The following is an 18,967-nucleotide window of genomic DNA, read 5'->3' on the forward strand; positions in this document are numbered from 1 at the left end:
GGGGGGGCGGGGGGGGCGGGGGTGGGTAGCTCATGACGCTCGTCCTCTTCCTCGTCGTTGTCGGTGCTAGATCCAGGGCGGCGGTTCGGGGAGGTCCTGCGGAGTCGCCGTTCCCGAGGCGCCCTTGTCGTTGTCCTCGAGCCCGGAGTTCGGCCAGCCGCGCCCGGTGAGATAGGACACGATCTCGGCTGCCTCGCCGGTCACCTCGATCGGCTCAGCTGGACGCCTGTCTTCCGGCCCGGCGACGACCATGCGTGGGGATTCGTCGCGGTCGGTGATGTCGAGCTTGAAGTTGACCGGTTCGTCGCGGGCGAACCACATGCCGGTGATCTCATCGAGCAGTGCGTTGACCATCGCAGCCGGGAAGTCGAGGGTCGTCATCCCGATGTTGAGGTCCAGGGAATGCATCCAGGCCTCCCGCGCCCGCGACCACGGGATCTGCGCGGCCCGGATGTCCTCGCCCCGCCCGTTGACGACCGTTGCGTTCCAGGCCTCATCGTCCATGTCGTCGAACTCGTCGCTGAGCTCGTCGACGACCTCATGGGCCATCGTCATGACATCGCCGTTGGAGATGTGGGCGACAGTCGAGCCGATCTCCTCATCGCGGGCCTGCCGCGAGGGGTACATCCGGTTCTCCTCACCGGTTCGGGCCCATTCGAGCAGCCGCATGAACGCCTCGGCGTTGTGGATGACGTGTGCCGCAACGTGCTTGCGGGACCAGCCGGGCAGCAATGAGGGCTGGTCGAGATCGGCGCGGGAGAGCTGGTCGAGTGCCTGCAGGAAGAACTGCTCGCCGAGGAGTCGCAGGTCGAGGTCGCGTTGAAGCTGATCTGCATCGATTGCCATGTCCTCAGCTTAACGTCCCACCTCGGAGCGCGCCTGCCTGAACCCGAGCCCTCACACGAGTCCCAGCCACTTCCAGTACGTCGCCGAGAGGAGCAGCACGAACAGGTAGCCGGCGATGGTGAGCGGGATGCCGGTCTTGAGGAACTGCTTGGCAGTGAACGCGCCGGTGCCGTAGGCGAGCATGTTCTGCGGTGCCGAGATCGGCAGCAGGAAGCCGAAGCTGATGACGAACTGCTGGATGATGACGAAGCCGAACCCGCCCTGGGCTGCACCCGGCAGGCTCATCGCCAGGGCGATGTAGACCGGGATAAGGGCCGAGGCCAGCGAAGTCGCCGAGGCGAAGCCGAGGTGGATGAGGATGGTGAACACCGACACGACGGCGATGATCGCCAGCATCGGCATCTCCGACAGGCCGACCGCCCCGAAGGTCTTTGACGACAGCCACGCGGCAGCACCGGTCTTGAGCAGCAGGGAGCCGAGTGAGATGCCGACGGCGAAGACGACGAGTGTGCCCCAGTTGATGAGCTTCTCGACAGCCTTCCACGAGAACACGCCGATCTTCGGGGTGAGCATCACCGCGATCGCGACGATCGTCACCGTCGACGAGTCGAACGGGTGCAGCACCTCCTCAGTCGACCACAGGATGAGCAGCAGCACGGCGATGATGATGAGGCGGATCTCGCGGGCGGTGATCGGGCCGAGCTCGGAGAGGTTCTGGCGAATCATCTCGCGGCCGCCGTCGATCTTGTCGGCCTCGGGCTTGATCGCCCAGCGCATGACGAAGTACAGGGTGATGGACATGAGCACCGACCATGGGGCTGCCCACAGGAACCACGAACCCCAGGCGACGTCGACGCCCATCTCCGAGGAGATGAAACCGGTGGCCACGAAGTTCTGCGCGGCAGCCGTCTTGATCCCGACATTCCAGATCGAGACCGCCTGCGCGGCCGCGATGACGAGAAGTGCACCGAGCTTCGAGTTGTTGGCCAGGCCGAACGCGGCGACCATGCCGAGGAGGATCGGCACCACGGCTCCGGCGCGAGCGGTGGCGGACGGGACGAAGAACGCAAGCACGATCGAGATGACGATCGCACCGATGAGGATGCTGCTGGTCTTCTCACCGGAGAACCGCAGCACCCACAGCGCCAGCCGCTTGTGCAGGCCGGTCGCCTGCATCGCCGCAGCGAGCGCGAGCGCGGCTGCCACCAGCGCGACCGCTGGGGAGGCGAAGCCGGCCAGGCCGAGTTTCAGCGCCTCAGTCGAGCCCATCGGCTCGGGGCCGGCGCCTTCCTCTAACGCAGGGGCGAAGCCGAGCAGGACCGCGGTCAGACCGATGATGATGACGGAGGAGACCGGATAGGTCACGGCCTCGGAGACCCACAGGATGACGGCGAAGGCGAGGATCGCCAGTGCCCGCTGACCGGCCACGCCGAGCTCGGGATCGCCAGGCAGCAGCAGGACGACGATGAGGGCGATCCAGGCGGCGGCGAACCAGATCGGCTTGAGCCCAAGGTGGGCGAAGAATCCGTCGTGATGCTTGGAGCTTGCAGTGCTCGAGCCGCCATCGTGCTCGGCGACGGCGCGCTGATCTGCACGCGCTTCGGCCTGCTGCTTCGAGCGCTTCTCCGCTCGGGAGCGCAGGGCTGACCGGCGCTCTGCGGTCTGGTCAGAAGTGGGGCGATCATTCATGGGAAATGCTGCTCCTCAGCTGCACGTCGGGGATGGGCGTCACCGCAGGCTCTGCCTCCCGATGGGTGTCACCGCAGATTCTGCCTCCAGAGTATCGGCATGTGATCCTCAGGCGCGAGGGTCGCGCCCGGTCACCTGGGGTGGAACACATCACCCCCGGTGGCCTGCGCCGCCGGGGGTGATGCGTTGTGATGACGGGCTCAGCTGCGGCGGCGGGTCAGCATGATGCCGACCGTGCCGATCGCCAGCAGCGCCAGACCGGCGCCGGCGGCGGTGAACTCGGAGCCCGTGCGCGGCAGGCGGCTGCGATCATCGCGCTTGTCGTCGCCGTTCTTGCCGTTGTCATCCTTGCTCTGGTCGTCGCCGCCTGAGCCGTCATCATCCGAGCCGTCGCCAGCGGTGACGATGAAGGCGCCGCGGAGGTCATCTCCGCCGGGGCAGGAGACGGTGACGTCGTAGGCGCCGATGTAGGATTCGGCGGCCTCGGGGTTGTCGCCGAAGACGGTGAAGGCGACCGTGCCATCGGCATCGGCTGTCGCGGTGTCGACGTGGGTGCCGATGTTCTCGTTCTCCGGTGTCACGGTCAGCTCAGCATCCGTACCGGGTTCGCATCCGGTGGCGACGATGGTGACTGCGCCCTCCTCGACGAAGTCAGCAGCCGCGATCCGCTCGGGATCGACGCTCAGCTCTCGTTCGGCCGGAGTGGACGGGTCATCGGTCGGCTCCGCCGTCGGGTCGTCCGTCGGCTCCGTGGTTGGTTCGTCCGTCGGGTCAATTGTGGGATCTGCGGTCGGGTCCGTGGTTGGTGCGTCCGTCGTGGGATCATCGGTGGGGTCCTCGGTCGGCTCCTCGACGATGCGCACGGTGTGCCGGGCGACCGGCAGCGTGTCCGGCAGCCGGTTGGAGCCCTTGACCGTCTCTGCACTGACGGTGATCTCATCGCCGACAGCCACCGATTCCGGCGCGGTGACGGTGAACTCCTCTGCCGGGCCTACGCTCTCCGGTGCGACGTCTGCGATCGGCTCATCACCGAGTGCCGCGGCAGGGGAGTAGCTGTAGCCCTCTGCCGGGCCCTCCTGGACAGAGAATGCCAGGCCAGCCTGCGCCTCGGCGACGGTTGCCGTCTCCGGCCCAGCGATGTGTCCGGCATCGTAGGTCACGACTGTCGTCTTCGAGGTGCTCTTGCTGGCGCTGCTCACCTGCACGACGACGGCCTCATCGGGCTGCAGTTCGCTGACCGTGGCATTGCGCTCCGGTTTGAACGAGGAGACGAACGCGTCATCAGCGGCGAGGGTGAACGAGTACTCCCCCGACTCATCGGCTGCCCCGTCGAACCGGTCGACGTCTTCGATCGGCAGGGTGTAACCGCCGTTGAACATGGCGTTGACTGAGCGCACGTCGACCTCGGCGCCGGGCTCAGTGGTGACGGTGACGGGGATGCCGTCGGCGAGCTCGGAGACCGGGATCGGATAGGGTATGTCGACCGAAACGCTGGCCGCTTGGGCGGGTGTGGCCACGGCGACGCCGGCACTGGCGGCGAGTAGGGCAGCTGCACCGGCGGCAAGGCCACGCAGCGACAGGGCAGAGAGCAGAGTCTTCACAGGACACCTCGCAGAAGAAGGATCGATACACACTCAGCCAAGCGGATCGAAGCATCCCGGCGCTGGCGATCAGGTGAATCCGGCGAGAACTCTTCGGCCCGCGGCCTCAGCCGCGGCGGCGGGTGACAATGATCGAGGCGGTGCCGACCGTCAGCAGGATCGCGCCGGCGGCTGCGGCCAGCAGGTCGCTGCCGGTGCGCGGCAGGCGGGCGCCGCGGTTGTCGTGACCGCCGGGCGTGCCTGTCGGGCCGGCGCTCGGGGTCGGTGCGGCATCGGCGGTGACGGTGAAGCTGCCGGTGCGCTGGTCATTCCCGGCGCAGGCAACCGTGACCGCGTAGTCGCCCGCGTAGGTCTGGGCCATGATGTCGTGCTGGCCGTGGACGCTGAACGCGACGGCCCCATCGGCGTCGGCGGTGGCGGTTTCGGAGTAGTTGCCGACGTTCATGCTCTGTGGGATGACGGTCATCGTCGCATCGGCGCCGGGCTGGCAGCCGGTGGCGGTGATGATGACGGCGTCCTCGCGCACGAAATCCGAGGCGCTCAGCTTGCCCGGTTCGATCGTCAGCCTCTTCTCTGCAGTCGCCTCTTCCGTTCCCGAGGTGCCGGTTGCAGTCTCCGTGGTGGGTGCCGGTTCCGTTGCGGTCGCGTCCCCGGTAGCTGCAGGCTGCGGTGTCTCCGGCTCGGGCGTCGCCGGCGACTGGGTGGAACCGCCTGATTCGTCGGCGGAGCGCTCCTGCGTGCTGTCCGGCGTGGTCGCCGAGGAGTCGGGTGCCGTCTGCTCCGGAGCTGTGCCCCGGTCCTCATCAGTCCTGCTGCCGAGGCGCTCGCCGGTGGCCTGCACGGAGCCATCGGCGGGCCGGGCGAGCGCTGGGGCGGCGCCAGCGGACATGGTCACGGCGATGAGGACTGCTGCGCAGGTGCGTGAGAGTCTCATGGCGTGCCTTTCAAGCCGGCGACCAGATACTCAGCATATACCCAGGTTCAGCTTTGTGGAAGAGGCTCAGGCGACGGGAAGCGGCCAGCCCTCCTGCCGGATGAGGCGGGTCTGCTCCCGGGTCGGGGTGCGTACGATGAGACCGTGGTGCTCGACCTGCATGGCCAGGTAGTTCGTCTCGCCGAGCGGGTCGCCGTCGAGCTGCATATCGATCTCCTCTTCGCATTCGATGACGACGGACTCGCCGCGCAGAATCTGGGTGTGCAGGCCCTTGCGTTTCTGGCGGGAGAACACCGAGGCGGCCACACCGATCCATTGGAAGGCGTTCTTCGGGGCCACGACGAGGAGATCGAGGATGCCGTCGGTGATGTCGGCCTCGGGCATGAGGACGATGCCGCCCTGGAGCTTGCCGCAGTTGCCGCCCACCACCGCGCGGACCTTCGCCCGCAGCGCCTGCACACCGTCGACGGTGATCGTCACACGGGTCGGGGAGCCGACGAGCTTGCGGGCGCCGGCCTCGAAATAGGCCAGCCAGCCGACCTTCGACTTGAGCTCGGAGTCGGTGTCAGCCATGACGGCGGCGTCGAAGCCCAGCCCGGCCATGACAAGGAAGGCGTAGTCCTCACCATCGGGGGCGGTCTGCGCGTGACCGATGTCGATCGGCTTGTCCTGGCCCCACAGGGCGATGCGCATCGCCCACTCCTGCCGGTCGAGCGGCAGGCCGATGTTGCGGGCCAGCAGATTGCCGGTGCCCATCGGGATGATGCCCATCGGAGTGTCGGTGCCGGCCAGCACCTCGGCGGTGGCGCGCACGGTGCCGTCACCGCCGGCGGCGACGACGAGGTCGACTCCGGCGTCAAGCGCCTCGAGGGCCATCGCCTCGCCCGGGTCGTCCTCGGTGGTCTCGATGACGAGCGGCGGCTGCCAGCCCTCCTGGCGGCACACCGCCGAGGCGACCGCGGCGAAGTCACCGGTCACATCCTTGATCGGGTTCATGATGATGGCCGCCCGCGGCTTCGGCGGAATATCGGCGCTCTGGCCTGATTGACTGTCCGCGCTCGTGAGGTCCTCAACATTGAGCTGCTGATCCCTGCCCGACCCAGACTGCTGCGCTGCTCGGCGATTCGCGGTACGTGAGCGGGAACCGAGCCAGTAGCCGATGAACAGGCCGAGACACAGGATGACGACGGCAAGGGCGAGGAGGAAGAGCGTTCCGGTTGAAGATCCCATAACACCAATCTACTTCGCGAACCGGTCCAGCTCACTCAGCCTGCGCGGGCGAAATTCCGGTGAACGGGCGCTGGGAGACGTCCGCTCCTCTCAGCGATAGGCTGGGTGTGTGATCGATCTACAGCAGCTCAGAGAAGACCCCGAGGCGTTCAAGGCCTCCCAGCGGGCCCGTGAGGCGGATCCGGGACTCGTCGATGAGATCCTCGCCGCCGACGAGGCCCGGCGCGCAGCGCTGACATCCTTCGAGGAGGCCCGCGCTGAGCAGAAGTCCTTCAGCAAGCAGGTCGCCAAGGAGAAGGACAAAGACGCCAAAGCCACGCTCGTCGCCGAGGCCAAAGGCAAAGCGGAGAAGGTCAAGGCACTGCAGGCCGATGCCGACGAAGCCGGCTTCGCCTTCGAGACGCTCGTGCGCAAGCTGCCCAACCTCGTCATCGACGGCGTGCCCGCCGGCGGGGAGGACGACTCCGTTGAGCTGCGCCGTGAGGGCACCCCGCGCGATTTCGCAGCCGAGGGCTTCGAACCCCAGGATCACCTCGCGATCGGTGAAGGCCTCGGCGCGATCGACACCGCCCGCGGGGCGAAGGTCTCCGGTGCCCGCTTCTACTACCTCACCGGCTTCGGCGCACGGCTCGAGCTGGCGCTGCTGACGATGGGCCTCGACACTGCCGAGAAGCACGGTTTCAGTCCTGTCATCACCCCCACTCTGGTCAAGCCTGAGGTGATGGGAGGCACCGGTTTCCTCGGTGAGCACGCCGATGAGGTCTACCGCCTCGAAGCCGACGACCTGTTCCTCGTCGGCACCTCTGAGGTGCCGCTGGCCGGCTACCACATGGACGAGATCCTCGACCTCGACGCCGGGCCCAAGCGCTACGGCGGCTGGTCGCCGTGCTACCGCCGTGAGGCCGGTTCCTACGGCAAGGACACCCGCGGCATCCTGCGCGTCCACCAATTCCAGAAGGTCGAGATGTTCTCCTACGTCAAGCAGGAGGATGCGCTGGCAGAGCACGAGCGGATGCTGTCGATCCAGGAGGAGATGCTGGCCAAGTGCGAGCTCCCCTACCGGGTCGTCGACATCGCCGCAGGTGACCTCGGCGACTCGGCTGCCAAGAAGTACGACTGCGAGGCCTGGGTGCCGACGCAGGAGACGTACCGCGAGCTGACCTCGACATCGAACTGCACCACCTTCCAGGCTCGCCGACTGAAGATCCGCGAACGCACCGACAAGGGCACCCGGCCGGTCGCCACCCTCAACGGCACCGTGGCCAACACCCGCTGGCTTGTCGCCCTGCTGGAGAACCACCAGCAGGCCGACGGCGCGGTGCGCATCCCCGCCGCATTGCGCTCCTACCTCGGCGGCATGTCGGGCTACGGGCCGGATGGTGCACGCTACGAAGACTGAGGAGAAGATTGAAGCCCCACATCATTGCCCTCGACGTCGACGGCACGATCGTCGACTACGACGATATGATGACCGATCGGGTGCGCTCCGCCATCCAGGCAGCTGAGGCTGCCGGCCACCATGTCGTCATTGCAACCGGCCGTTCAGTCGGCGGCGCGCTCGAGGTGGCCAACCGTCTCGGACAGCGTGACGGGTACCTCATCGCCTCCAACGGTTCGGTGATCGTGCGGATCAGCCCGGAGGCTGAGAAGGGCTGGGAGGTCCACCACGTGGAGACCTTCGACCCGGGCCCGATGCTCACGCGGATGCGCGAGCACCTGCCGATGGCACTGTTCATGGTCGAGGACGCTGAGCTCATGCGCTGGGCGTCAGGGGAGTTCCCGGTCGGTGAGCTGGCGTCGAATGAGCAGCTGGAGCTCGTGAGCTTCGATGAGCTCATGGACAAGGAAGCCACCCGTATCGTCATGCGCGAGCTCAACGGCAGCAATGAGGAGTTCCTAGAGGCGGTCGAGCGGATGGGCCTGCACGGCGTGACCTACTCCGTGGGCTGGTCGAACTGGCTCGACATCGCCCCCGACGGCGTTTCGAAGGCCAGCGGCGTCGAGTACGTGTGTCAGCAGCTGGGAGTCGCACGGTCGGAGACCGTGTGCGCCGGCGACGGCATGAACGACATGGAGATGATGCAGTGGGTCGCCCACGGCATCGCGATGGGCCAGGCGAAGGACGAACTCAAGGCACAGGCCGACGTCGTCACCGGACCTGTCGAGGAGGACGGTCTGGCGACCGCGCTCGAAGACTACTTCGGCCTGGACAGCTGAGGTAACTCAGCCGCCCAGGCTGCGGGGCGGTGGAAGAGCGGAGAGTCGCTCCGGGGAAGTCCTACTTCTCCCGGATGAGAGTGCCGATTTCCTTGCCGTCTTTGTCCTTGACGGTCATCTCATCGGCGTTCTCATTCGAATCTGTGATTTCTGCAGTCCTCGCACCGCTGAGCCAGGTATCGATGTCCGTGCAGCCCTTTGCTGTCGTCACCCATGGTTCGATGTGAATCGTCGATCCCTCGATCGTGTAGGTGCTGTTGATGCCGTTGCAGCCATCGGTGCCGATGACCGTCTCATCGGTCTTGAATTCGAGGAATGGATCGCCCTTCTGATCTGCCCCCCACTTGCCTTCGAGAGTCTCGGGTGTCAGCTCGCCGGACGGGTCACCGGGATTTGCGGTGCTGGTTTCCTCAGAGGTCGCACTGGAGGTGTCTGTGGCGTTGGGGGATTCACTCGGGGAGACAGTGCCGTTGCCCTCGCCAGTTCCGCACGCGGAAAGCAGCAGCATCGAGATGCCGGCTGCAGCAAACGTGGCAGTTTTCAGTGTTCTCATGTGGTCCAGGATACTTCGGGGGCTGAGGCCTAGACCCGCAGCGTCGCCGATTGTCAGGGCTTTGTGACGTCTTCGGCAGATCGGATCAGGGTTCCGATGACGTCGTCATTCCGGTTGAGAATGGTCATGGTGTCACCGTCGATTTCGGCGAAGCGGGCCATGCGCAGCCACGTGTCCACGCCCAGGCAGGCGCGAGCGGTGGCGATCCACGGTTCAATTGTGATCGTGGACCCGTCGAGCGTGTAGGAGGTATTGATGCCGTTGCAGCCGTCGGTTCCCCATGCAGCGCCTTCGTCGGTGAATGTCAGGTACGGCTGACCGGGTTCGTCTGAGCGCCAGGTGCCGGCCACGTCGTGCATCGTAAGCGAGTTGTCGTCCTGTTTGCGGGGGTCGGAGTTCATGCTGTCAGGCTAGCCGTTTTGCTGCTGCCGTGTGAATGCGATTCGGGCCGTGAACCGTTGTGGTTCACAGCCCGAATCAGCTGGCGTTCCTGCTGTTAGGCAGTCACGGTGTCAGCGGCATCAGTTCTTCCGACGGCGAGCCAGGACGTAGAGTCCTGCACCACCGGCGATGAGGGCGGCTGCAGCTCCGAGGGAGCCGAGTGCCTCAGAACCGGTGCGCGGAAGGTCCTTGTTGTCATCCTTCTTGTCGTCGCCGCCCTTTCCGTCATCGTCCTTGCCACCGGCTTCGGTGACAGTGAAGGTGCCGGTCAGGTCGTCGCCGCCGTCGCAGGAGACGGTGACGTCGTAGTCGCCGATGTAGGCGTTCGGCATATCGGCGTTCTCTCCGTAGACGGAGAATCCGACATTGCCGTCTTCATCGACCGTGGCGGTGTCCGTGTGGCCGGTGACGTTCGAGCCGCGCGGCTTGACTTCGAGGTTGGCCTCGGTGCCCGGGGTGCAGCCGGAAGCTGCGATCGTCACTGCGTCCTTCTTGACGAAGTCGGTCGCCTTGATGTTCTCCGGGTCGATCGACAGAGCGCGCTCTGCCGGGTCATCGCTGGGGTCCTCAGTCGGGTCCTCCGAGGGCTCTTCAGTCGGGTCCTGCGTGGGCTCCGCGGTCGGGTCCTGCGTAGGCTCCGCGGTCGGGTCCTGCGTAGGCTCCGCGGTCGGTTCTTCCTTGACTGTCACGATGATGGTGATCGGATCAGAGACGTTGAACTTGCCTTTGCGCGCCTGGAGCTTGTAGGTGTAGGTGCCTGGCTGCTCGGGTGCGGAGAACGAGTACGTGCCGTCTTTGGACGCGAGGTCCTTCGGAGCCTCAGTGCCTTCGACAGCCTCGATAGTGGCGTCCTTCTCGATCGAACCTTCGATCTTCTGACCCGGGGTCGCCTCGATCTTGTACTCCGCAGGAGCGGCGGCAGGGCCACCGGCCTTCGCAGTCGTTGAGGCTCCGCTGCCAGCAACCACCTTCGGCTCACCCGGGGCTTCGACGTGCAGACGCACCTCATATCCGCCGGACTGCTCCAGGCCGTGATTGATATCAGTCACGAACGAGAGATGCTCGTATTGATCACTCGAGGCGATCGCGCTGGAGATGCCGACAGCTGCGCCGTCGTCGGTGAACCACGGGCCGCCGGAGTCACCCGGCTTCATCTCGTTGGTCGCCGCAAAGCCCGTGACCCACCGGATCTTGGGCTTTTCAGGCCCTTCGCCGTCGGGGTCGGGGCCGTCGGCCACCTGGAACTTGTACTTGGCGTCGGTGAGTGTCGTACCGTCGGTCATGCCAGTGGTGCGGCCGGAGCGTTTGACAGCCATGTTGGGTTCAGCTGATCGGACGGAGGTGATCGTGGTCGTTGACTGCGAGAGATCACCGCTGTCCTGTGTCGTCCAGTCGGTCACCTCGGGCTTGAGTTTGTACTCGTCATTCGTCTTCGCGATTGCGGCGATGTCGGTGACCGTCGGATCATCCTCACCAGCGTACGGGTCTGACTTGCCGCCCCACTGGCTGAAAGTGAACTTTCCGAACATCTCCCCCTTGTGCAGGGGTGACGGATTGAAAACCTCGGTGCCGTCATTGTCCTTCGTCGGGTCGGTCACGCCAACGTGGTCGTGGGTCCCTCCGGCAGTCTCGCGGCAGTGGCCAGCCGTGATGACGGACTCCTCGCCAGTGGGGCTCCATCCAGCGAACCCGAAGGAACAGCCGGACGCAATCTCGTCCGCAGTGCCGGAGCTGTTCGAGTAGTATCCGGCTCCGCCGACGACGTCACGGTCGCTGACGGGCCTGATCGGCCCGTCGAGCTCAATCACCTCGACGTTGGAGTATTCCGTGTCGAGCTTGGCGAGATCCTTCTGGCGCGAATCTGAAGCGTCAATCATCACGATGAGCTTGCCGTCGCCACCTGGGCCGACGCCGGCGACGTTCTTCGCCATCAGGTCGCTGCTGAACTCTTCGTATGCGGGGCCTCCGGTCGGGGCGGCTGGCTTGGCTGCAAAAGCCGGAGAAGCAGCGAGAGAGCCGCCTGCTCCGACGATGATCGCAGCGCTCAGGCCCAGGGCCCGCAGCGAATTGCGTTTCGTCATGTGTCAGTACTCCAAAGGTGTGTTCAGTGTCAGTGCTGGCTGCGGGCTTGACGGGAGGAAGTCCGTTACCATTCCGCAACACACGAGTCTCAGAGTAGCCTGAGTGCTCCTGAAGTAAAAGCTGGGGCAGGTGGGTTTATGTCGAATTCACCATGCGAATGACTGTTTGCGCAGGTGAAATGACCCCAGGGGTACCGAAAGAATTAGTCGGAGATTCGGACAATCTCGCCAGAATCCCCCTTGCCGCGACGCTGTGCGGCCGCTGCGAAGGCGCGGATCGCTTCAGTAATCCCGCCATCATGCACCGCAGGAGCCATGGCGCGGGCTGCGGCGAGAGTGGTCGGGTGGCCGTCGGCCATCGCATACCCCCAACCGGCCCAGGTCAGCATCTCGATGTCATTGGGCATATCGCCGAACGCGGCGACATCGTCGGCGTCGATCCCGCGGCGCTGACAGTACTCAGCCAGCGTACGCGCCTTCGTCACTCCGGCAGCAGCCAGCTCGATGAGCCCAGTCGTCGGATTCGAATGCGTGGCGTGCAGCGCATCGCCGATGAGCTCGCTGACGGCAGCGAGCATCGCATCGGAGTCCGTCGAGGGCCCGCGCACCATGATCTTGGCGACCTCGCGGATGTCCCCGCTCTCAGCCGGGTCGATGGTCACGGCCTCCTGCGGCGAGCGGGTGACGAAGCCCGGTTCGATGCAGAAGGCATCGAGCGTTTCGAAGGCGAGCTTCGCCTCGGGCATGTGCGATCGCACCCGGCTGATGAGCTCGTGCTGGACCTCGGTGCTGATGAGGTGGGCGTGGACGACCTCGTCGCGCTGCAGGTTGTACACGATCGAGCCGTTGGCGCAGATGACGTGGCGGACGATCGGCAGGTCTCGCTGCAGGGGTGCCAGCCAGCGGATCGGCCGGCCGGTCACCGGTACGAAGTCGACACCGGCGGCCACGAGCGCATTCACCGCTTCGATGGTGGCCTGGGGGATCGGCTGGAAGCGCTGCAGCAGCGTGCCGTCGACATCGCTGGCCACGAGCCGGATGTTCTCTGGATGCTGATGCGGTGCCTGCGGTGTGCTCGTCTCGCTCACTGCTGGCCTCCGTCCCGCCGATACCTATTACTTGTGTTGCTGCTTCGCTGTGCTGCCGGCGCCCGTCATGCGGGGTGGCCTACCTCTATATCTATCAGCTCTTTATATCTATCAGCTCGCCGCGTCGAGGCGGATGCACTCGTCGATGAGCGCGGTGACATCGTCGACGAACCGTGCCGCAGCCGCGGTCGGAGCCGCCGGGTCCTGCCCTGTGCGCACAGCGATCCGGGCCATCGCAACCGCCTGCCCGGCCTCCGCGGCCTTCGTCGCCGCCTGGGACAGCTTCTCCGGCAGCGGCCCGCAGGCACTGCGCACACCGGCCGGGACGACAAGACCCTCGACCGGCCAGCGCGCATGCAACCGGCGGGTGAGTTCCGTGACCTGCTCAGCAGCCTCATTCAGCGGTGCGGTGAGACCGGCGATCTGCTCGCCGGCAGCCTGGCTGGCTTCGGTGGAGTCCCCGGTTTCGTGGCCGAGTGCGACAGCGGTCTCGTAGAAGCGGTCGACGGCGCGCATGAACCGGTCGTGGTGCTGACGCCACACCCCGGTGCCGAACTCCCGTTCGGCTTCCCGCGCGGCATGCTTGGCCGGGGAGAACAGTCCCGTCAGCCGGGACAGGATTCCCACGCTGGTCTCAGAGGTAGTTGCCGGGCCGCGGCTCCGCCTCAGAGTCGCTGTCCCCACCGCCGTCCTCCTGACCCATCACGACCACCCCGCGCGGCAGTGCACCGGCCTCCTGACCGGCCTGCGACTGTGCGAGCGCCTGCTGGCTCATGAGCGCGGTCTGGATACCGTGGAAGAGACCTTCGAGCCAGCCGACGAGCTGGGCCTGCGCGATCCGCAGCTCACCGATCGACGGGGTCTCCGACTCCCCGAAGGGCAGATCGAGGCGCTTGAGCTCGTCGATGAGCTCATCGGACATGCCGGCCGAGAGCTCCTCGATCGTGCGGCGGTGGATCTCAGCCAACCGCCCGCGGCCGGCCTCATCGAGGTCGGTCTTGCGGACCTCTTCGAGCAGCTGCTGGGCCATCGTGCCCACGCGCACGATCTTGCCGGGCTCGGAGATCTTCGCCGAACGCTCCTGCCCACCCTGCTGGGGCGCCGACTGCTCGCCCGCCTCGGCGCCGGGGGCTCGCTGGCCACCACTGTCCCGGCTCGAGGTGTCCTGCCCCGAGGTGTCCCGGCGCTGCGCCGCCTGCTCATCCTGCTGGGTGGTCTCGTCAGCACCCGACGCGGGGCCCGCCTCGGGAGCGGGGGTGCTGTGCCCGCCGTTGAGGCGGGCGGCGGCCTGCGCGAGAGTCTCCAGGTGCGGGGCCTGCGGGGTGGTCTCGTCGGTCATATCGTCCTCGTCTCCTTCGTGGGGGCGGTCAGGCGGGCTGAGCGCCATCGCCGACGCGCAGCAGCACCTTGCCGATGCTATCGCCATCTTCGAGCATCGCGTGCCCGCGTCCGGCCTCGGCCAGCGGCAGCGTGTCGTGGATGATCGGGCGGATCGTGCCGTCGAGCACGAGCGGCCAGATGTGCTGGCGGACCGTGGCGACGATGAGCGCCTTCTGCGCAGCCGAGCGGGCGCGCAGGGTGGTGCCGAGTATGTGCTTGCGGCCGGTGAGCAGGCGGGCGAGGTTGATCTCGGCCTTGACCCCGCCCTGCATGCCGATGACGACGAGCCGGCCGTCGTTCGCCAGCGCTTTGATGTTGCGCTCGAGGTATTTCGCGCCGATGAGGTCGAGGATGACGTTGGCACCCGGGGTGCACGCGTCGCCGGCCGGGCCGGTGGCGGGATCGGATGCGGTGATCTCGCGGATCCGGTCGACGAAGTCCTCCTCGCGGTAGTTGATGACGGCATCGGCGCCGAGTTCGCGGCAGAATGCGGCTTTGCGCTCCGAGCCGACGGTGACGGCTACACGGGCGCCGAGCGCCCGGGCGAGCTGAATGGCGCAGGTGCCGATGCCCGAGCCGCCGCCGTGGACGAGCAGCCACTGGTCAGCACGCAGCCCGGCCTCCATGACGACATTCGAGTACACGGTGGAGACGACCTCCGGCAGGGCGGCTGCCGCGGTGAGGTCGACGTGATCGGGGACGGGCAGCAGCTGACCGGCCGGCACGTCGACGTACTCGGCATAGCCGCCACCGGACAGCAGGGCGGCGACGCGGTCGCCGGTCTTCCAGCCGGTCACTTCGGCACCGACCTCGGCGATGGTGCCTGAGACCTCCAGGCCGGGGATCTCGGTGGAGCCCTCGGGTGGGTCGTAATGGCCCTGCCGCTGCAGGATATCGGCTCGGTTGATGCCGGCGGCATGGACCTTGACCAACACGGAGCCGGGCTCGATTGCGGGAGTCTCGACGTCGTCGGCGAGCACCAGGGCCTCTGGACCGCCGGGCTGAGGAATCGTCATAGCGCGCATGAGGCCAGCCTAGCGTCCAGGCCTGGGTGTGCGGTCAGTATCGCCACACGATCACACACGCACCGCACAGCCACCGCCTCGGGTGCGGGGCGCTGGGCACTGGCTGCGGGGCTGTTGGGTGGGGCTCAGACGAACATGCGGAACAGCGGCGAGTCGTGCGAGACCTTCTCGATCTCCAGGGGTGAGGCGTCCATCCGGGCGAGCAGACCCGGCAGGCTCTGCGCCTGGCCGAGGGTGATGCCGACGAACGCCGGGCCGGTCTCGCGGTCGGAGCGCTTCATGTACTCGAACAGCGAGATGTCGTCATCGGGGCCGAGCACCTCGGACAGGAAGCGGCGCAGCGCGCCGGGCTCCTGCGGGAAGTTGACGATGAAGTAGTGCTTGAGGTTCTCGTACACGAGCGAGCGCTCGATGACCTCCGAGTAGCGGGAGATGTCGTTGTTGCCGCCGGAGACGATGCACACGACCGTCGAACCCGGTGGGATCGTGATCGGCGCCCGCGAATGCGCTCCGCCGATCGCCGCTGAGGCCAGCGCGCCGGCCGGTTCGGCGATGATGCCGTCGACCTGGTAGAGCTCGAGCATCTCCGAGGCCACTCGGCCCTCGGGCACCGGGTCGATGCGCAGGCCGAGGTCGGCGATCATCCGGTAGGTCAGGTCCCCGGCCCGGCGCACGGCGGCGCCATCGGCGAACGAGTCGATGTTCTCCAAGGTGACCGGGCGGCCGGCGGCCAGTGCCGCGACCATCGAGTCCGCACCGGCCGGCTCGGCACCCATCACCTGGGTCTCAGGCATGTGCTCGGCAGCGTAGGCGGCGATGCCGGCGAGCAGCCCGCCGCCGCCGACGGGCACGATGATGAAATCCGGATCCTCGCTCAGCTGCTCGTGGATCTCCGGGCCGATCGTGCCCTGCCCGGCCACGGTGCGCGGGTGGTCGAAGGCCGAGACGAGCAGTGCGCCGTAGGTCTCGGCGTAGTTCGCCGCCAGCTCCGAGGCGTCGTCGTAGGTGGAGCCGTCGATGACGACGGTGACCTCATCGCCGCCGAAGTAGCGGATCCGGTCGATCTTCTGCCGCGGTGTCGTCTTCGGCACGAAGATCCGGCCCTTGACGCCGAGCTCCTTGCACGCCTTCGCAAAGCCCTGCGCATGGTTGCCGGCCGACGCGCACACGACTCCGCGGGAGCGCTCATCGGCGGTCAGCTGCAGGAGGAAGTTGAACGCACCGCGGATCTTGTACGAGCGCACGAGCTGGAGATCCTCGCGCTTGAGGTAGATCGTCGAGCCGATCGCATCGGACAGACGTTCGGAGATGTGCAACGGGGAGGTGATGATGGAATCCGAAATGAGCGCGGCAGCGGCCTCGACGTCGCTGGCGGTCGGCAGGTTCCAGATCTTCTGTTCGTGAATGAGCACCTCCCCATTGTGTGCCCGCCGCTGCGGTCGTGTCACGTCATGAGTCAGTTCGTGCCATATGGTGAGCAGTTTCGTGTCAGTCGGTGACGAACGACGCCTCGGCGGGCCCCGCCTCGGGACCGGACGCCGGTGCGGCGGGCACCGCCTCGGGACCGGACGCTGGTGCGGCGGGCACCGCCGCGGCGCTGGTCAGGCCGGGTGTGCCGGGCGTGCCCTCCCGGCCGCATTGCGCGGTTTCGGTAGAGTGTGCCCTAGCGCATGATGCGAGCCCGCGCCGACGCAACGCCAAGGGGGAACACGGTGGCCATCAGCAGTGAACTCGAAGGTCTGCTCTCTGCCTGGCTGCCCCGCCAGAGCTGGTTCCCCAAACTGGAGACCGAGCTCGGCGCCGACCCCGACATCACGCCGATGTCGGTCACCCGCCTGTTCGAATGGGACTCCGGCGAGGGCACCGTGCGCGGCACTCAGGCGATCATCTCCGTCGGCGACGGGCGCACGCTGCGCCGCATCAACGTCCCCCTCAGCTTCCGCACGAGCGAGAACTTCGCCCTGCGCGCCCACCTCATCGGCACCATCGACGACATCACGCTCGGCCCCTGCTGGGTATACGACGGGTGTGCTGACCCGGTCTTCGTCATCAACTGCGCCCACGCCGCGGCCACCGCCCGCCGGTTCGAGGGCGGCCAGGTCGCAGCACACGCGGTGAGCAACGCGATGACGAAGTTCCACCGCGTGCAGACCGAACACCAGATGCTCGACTACGCCGCCTCGGTGCGCCTGCAGCTGCTGGAGGCCCGTGCGCACGAGTCGACCGTTGTCATCGAGGACCCCGAGAACCCGTGCGTGCTCACCTTCTTCCGCGTCGTCCAGCCGGGGCTCAGTCAGGCGGTGCGGATTCCCGTCGCCCTGACCGAGGCGGAGTCGCGCGCCGTGCCCGAGGTGATGGGCTGGGTGTCCGGCCGTTGGTTCGACGCCGAAGAGCTGGAGACCCGGTCGGCGCCGCTGGCGATGCTGTCGGTCCAGTATCCTGACTCGCAGCCGGCCTGGCGCGAGGCTGTCGACATCGCGTGTGCGGTGGACTCGGGGTCGATCGGCAGCTACAACAAGAAGGCCTCGGCGCTCGGCTCGCGGATCGGCGAGCTGCACCTGGACCTCGCCGCTGAGTTCGGCGTAGTCCGCGGGGCCGGAGAGCCGACCGAGGACTGGATCGCCAAATGGCAGGAGCGCGTCGACTGGGCGCTCGCCCGTGCGCCGCTGGCGCTCGGCGACCTGCAGGCCAAGCTCAAGGAGCACCGCGCGAACCTCGGCCGCCTTGAGACAGTCGGTGCACTGCAGCGGATACACGGTGAGCTGACGCTCAACCAGGTGCTCACCAGCCCGGTCGTCGGCTTCACCGTCGTCAACTTCTCTGCTGCCACCCAGGAGTTCCCGAAGCCTGCGGCGATCGACCTCGTCGCGCTGCTGCGCAGCATCGACTACGCCGCCGGATACGCCCGGCTGCGCCGGACCGGAGCGCTCAAAGCCGATGCGCAGCCGACGTTCATCGGGCTGTCCGGGCTCTCGGACGGGCACGAATCGCTGCGGGAGGTCGTCGACTCCCCTGAGTACCTGTGGTCCTCACAGGCGCAGAACTCACTGCTCACCGGCTACTCGCACGCCGTCGGCGCCTCGGTCGGACTGCACGACCCGGTGCTGCGGGCCGTGCTCATCGACCGGCTGCTCGTCGAGGTCGTCACCGAGCTGCGCAACCGCCCCGCCTGGCTCATCGTGCCGCTGGCGACCCTGACCCTGCTGCTCGGCGGCCGACTGGAGCACGACTCCCAGCGGGAGGACGATGCTGAGGGTGATGGGGCCGGCGGTGGTGCCGGTGGCGCCAGTGCCCGCGGCGCCGGCGGCGCGGCTGATACGGATGGCGCGCCTGGTGCAGGTGGCGCGGCTGGTGCGACCAGCGCGGCCGGCGCGGCCACTGTGTGGAACGCCGAGGAGACCGTCAGCGCCGAGGAGTTCGCCCAGAGCGCGGTCGAGGAGATCGCCCAGCCGGCTGACCCTGTGCCCGATGCTTACGACGGCCTCGACACCGAGGTCGCCCGCGCCGAGAAGAACGGCGGGGCACCCGGAGCGGCGGATCAGACTGCGGCTGCGGAGGCACCGGCTCGACCGGCGACCCCGCCGGCAGCACCGGAACAGGCGCCCGACCCGGCACCTGCCCGGCCGGAATCCGCGGCCGACGAGCCGACCGCCTCGGGAACGGGCCAGGGCAGCGAGACCGCCTCGGGAACGGGCGCGGCAAGTGGGGGCACCACCTCGGGCACGGACGCGAACGCCGACCCCGATGACGCGGTCATCGACGAGGACGCCGACCCCGAGGCGGCCGCAGCCACCCAGTTCCCGCCGATTCCAGCCCGCCCGACGACCCTGCCGAGGTTCCCCAACCGCGACTGAAGTGGTTTATGCTGTGATGTGGACTCCG

Annotated in this window: 16 protein-coding genes; 3 read left to right on the forward strand and 13 right to left on the reverse strand. The window is 67.2% G+C overall.

All coding sequences use genetic code 11. The annotated features are described in order from the left end of the window. Positions 1-66: 66 nt before the first annotated feature. From M3B11_RS08135 to M3B11_RS08155, 5 genes are all read right to left on the reverse strand, one after another. Complete coding sequence (locus M3B11_RS08135) at positions 67-846, reverse strand: maleylpyruvate isomerase family mycothiol-dependent enzyme (RefSeq protein WP_259876925.1); 780 nt, start codon at positions 844-846, stop codon at positions 67-69. A 51-nt stretch (positions 847-897) separates the two neighbouring features. Next, positions 898-2,535 carry an anion permease gene (locus M3B11_RS08140; RefSeq protein ID WP_259876927.1) on the reverse strand — a complete coding sequence of 546 codons (1,638 nt, stop codon included), beginning with the start codon at positions 2,533-2,535 and terminating at the stop codon, positions 898-900. A gap of 200 nt (positions 2,536-2,735) precedes the next feature. Further along, positions 2,736-4,136, reverse strand: a complete 1,401-nt coding sequence (locus M3B11_RS08145) for a PT domain-containing protein (protein WP_259876932.1) — start codon at positions 4,134-4,136, stop codon at positions 2,736-2,738. 106 nt (positions 4,137-4,242) lie between these two features. Continuing rightward, a complete protein-coding gene (locus tag M3B11_RS08150) occupies positions 4,243-5,070 on the reverse strand; it encodes a hypothetical protein (protein WP_259876934.1) in 828 nt (275 codons plus the stop codon). A gap of 66 nt (positions 5,071-5,136) precedes the next feature. Then, entirely contained in the window at positions 5,137-6,300 is a 1,164-nt protein-coding gene (locus M3B11_RS08155) for a diacylglycerol kinase family protein (RefSeq protein WP_259876940.1), read from the reverse strand. Positions 6,301-6,409: 109 nt separating this feature from the next. Between M3B11_RS08155 and serS the strand changes: the two genes are divergently transcribed. Next, positions 6,410-7,699 (forward strand): serine--tRNA ligase, encoded by a 1,290-nt coding sequence (gene serS, locus M3B11_RS08160; RefSeq protein WP_259876946.1) that lies wholly within the window; start codon positions 6,410-6,412, stop codon positions 7,697-7,699. A gap of 8 nt (positions 7,700-7,707) precedes the next feature. Then, positions 7,708-8,517: an HAD family hydrolase gene (locus M3B11_RS08165; RefSeq protein ID WP_259876947.1), complete on the forward strand. Its 810-nt coding sequence runs from the start codon at positions 7,708-7,710 to the stop codon at positions 8,515-8,517. Positions 8,518-8,578: 61 nt separating this feature from the next. Here the strand turns inward: M3B11_RS08165 and M3B11_RS08170 are convergent, their stop codons facing one another. The 8 genes from M3B11_RS08170 to ilvA all read right to left on the reverse strand — a co-directional run bounded on the left by M3B11_RS08170 (position 8,579) and on the right by ilvA (position 16,497). Continuing rightward, complete coding sequence (locus tag M3B11_RS08170) at positions 8,579-9,070, reverse strand: META domain-containing protein (protein ID WP_259876954.1); 492 nt, start codon at positions 9,068-9,070, stop codon at positions 8,579-8,581. A gap of 53 nt (positions 9,071-9,123) precedes the next feature. Next, complete coding sequence (locus M3B11_RS08175; RefSeq protein WP_259876956.1) at positions 9,124-9,471, reverse strand: META domain-containing protein; 348 nt, start codon at positions 9,469-9,471, stop codon at positions 9,124-9,126. Positions 9,472-9,591: 120 nt separating this feature from the next. Next, positions 9,592-11,592: a trypsin-like serine protease gene (locus M3B11_RS13310; RefSeq protein ID WP_311197750.1), complete on the reverse strand. Its 2,001-nt coding sequence runs from the start codon at positions 11,590-11,592 to the stop codon at positions 9,592-9,594. A 203-nt stretch (positions 11,593-11,795) separates the two neighbouring features. Beyond that, entirely contained in the window at positions 11,796-12,680 is an 885-nt protein-coding gene (locus M3B11_RS08195; RefSeq protein ID WP_259876958.1) for an HAD family hydrolase, read from the reverse strand. A 111-nt stretch (positions 12,681-12,791) separates the two neighbouring features. Further along, positions 12,792-13,307: a hypothetical protein gene (locus tag M3B11_RS08200; protein ID WP_259876960.1), complete on the reverse strand. Its 516-nt coding sequence runs from the start codon at positions 13,305-13,307 to the stop codon at positions 12,792-12,794. A gap of 7 nt (positions 13,308-13,314) precedes the next feature. Then, positions 13,315-14,019, reverse strand: coding sequence for a bacterial proteasome activator family protein (locus tag M3B11_RS08205; RefSeq protein ID WP_259876962.1), 705 nt, complete (start codon positions 14,017-14,019; stop codon positions 13,315-13,317). A 28-nt stretch (positions 14,020-14,047) separates the two neighbouring features. Beyond that, positions 14,048-15,085, reverse strand: coding sequence for an NAD(P)H-quinone oxidoreductase (locus M3B11_RS08210; protein ID WP_259876970.1), 1,038 nt, complete (start codon positions 15,083-15,085; stop codon positions 14,048-14,050). A 125-nt stretch (positions 15,086-15,210) separates the two neighbouring features. Next, positions 15,211-16,497: a threonine ammonia-lyase IlvA gene (gene ilvA, locus M3B11_RS08215; RefSeq protein ID WP_259876975.1), complete on the reverse strand. Its 1,287-nt coding sequence runs from the start codon at positions 16,495-16,497 to the stop codon at positions 15,211-15,213. A 300-nt stretch (positions 16,498-16,797) separates the two neighbouring features. Between ilvA and M3B11_RS13315 the strand changes: the two genes are divergently transcribed. Continuing rightward, positions 16,798-18,939: a maltokinase N-terminal cap-like domain-containing protein gene (locus M3B11_RS13315; RefSeq protein ID WP_311197753.1), complete on the forward strand. Its 2,142-nt coding sequence runs from the start codon at positions 16,798-16,800 to the stop codon at positions 18,937-18,939. Positions 18,940-18,967: the final 28 nt, after the last annotated feature.

Source organism: Brevibacterium sp. p3-SID960, from assembly GCF_025144725.1.
In the GTDB taxonomy this organism is placed as follows: domain Bacteria; phylum Actinomycetota; class Actinomycetes; order Actinomycetales; family Brevibacteriaceae; genus Brevibacterium.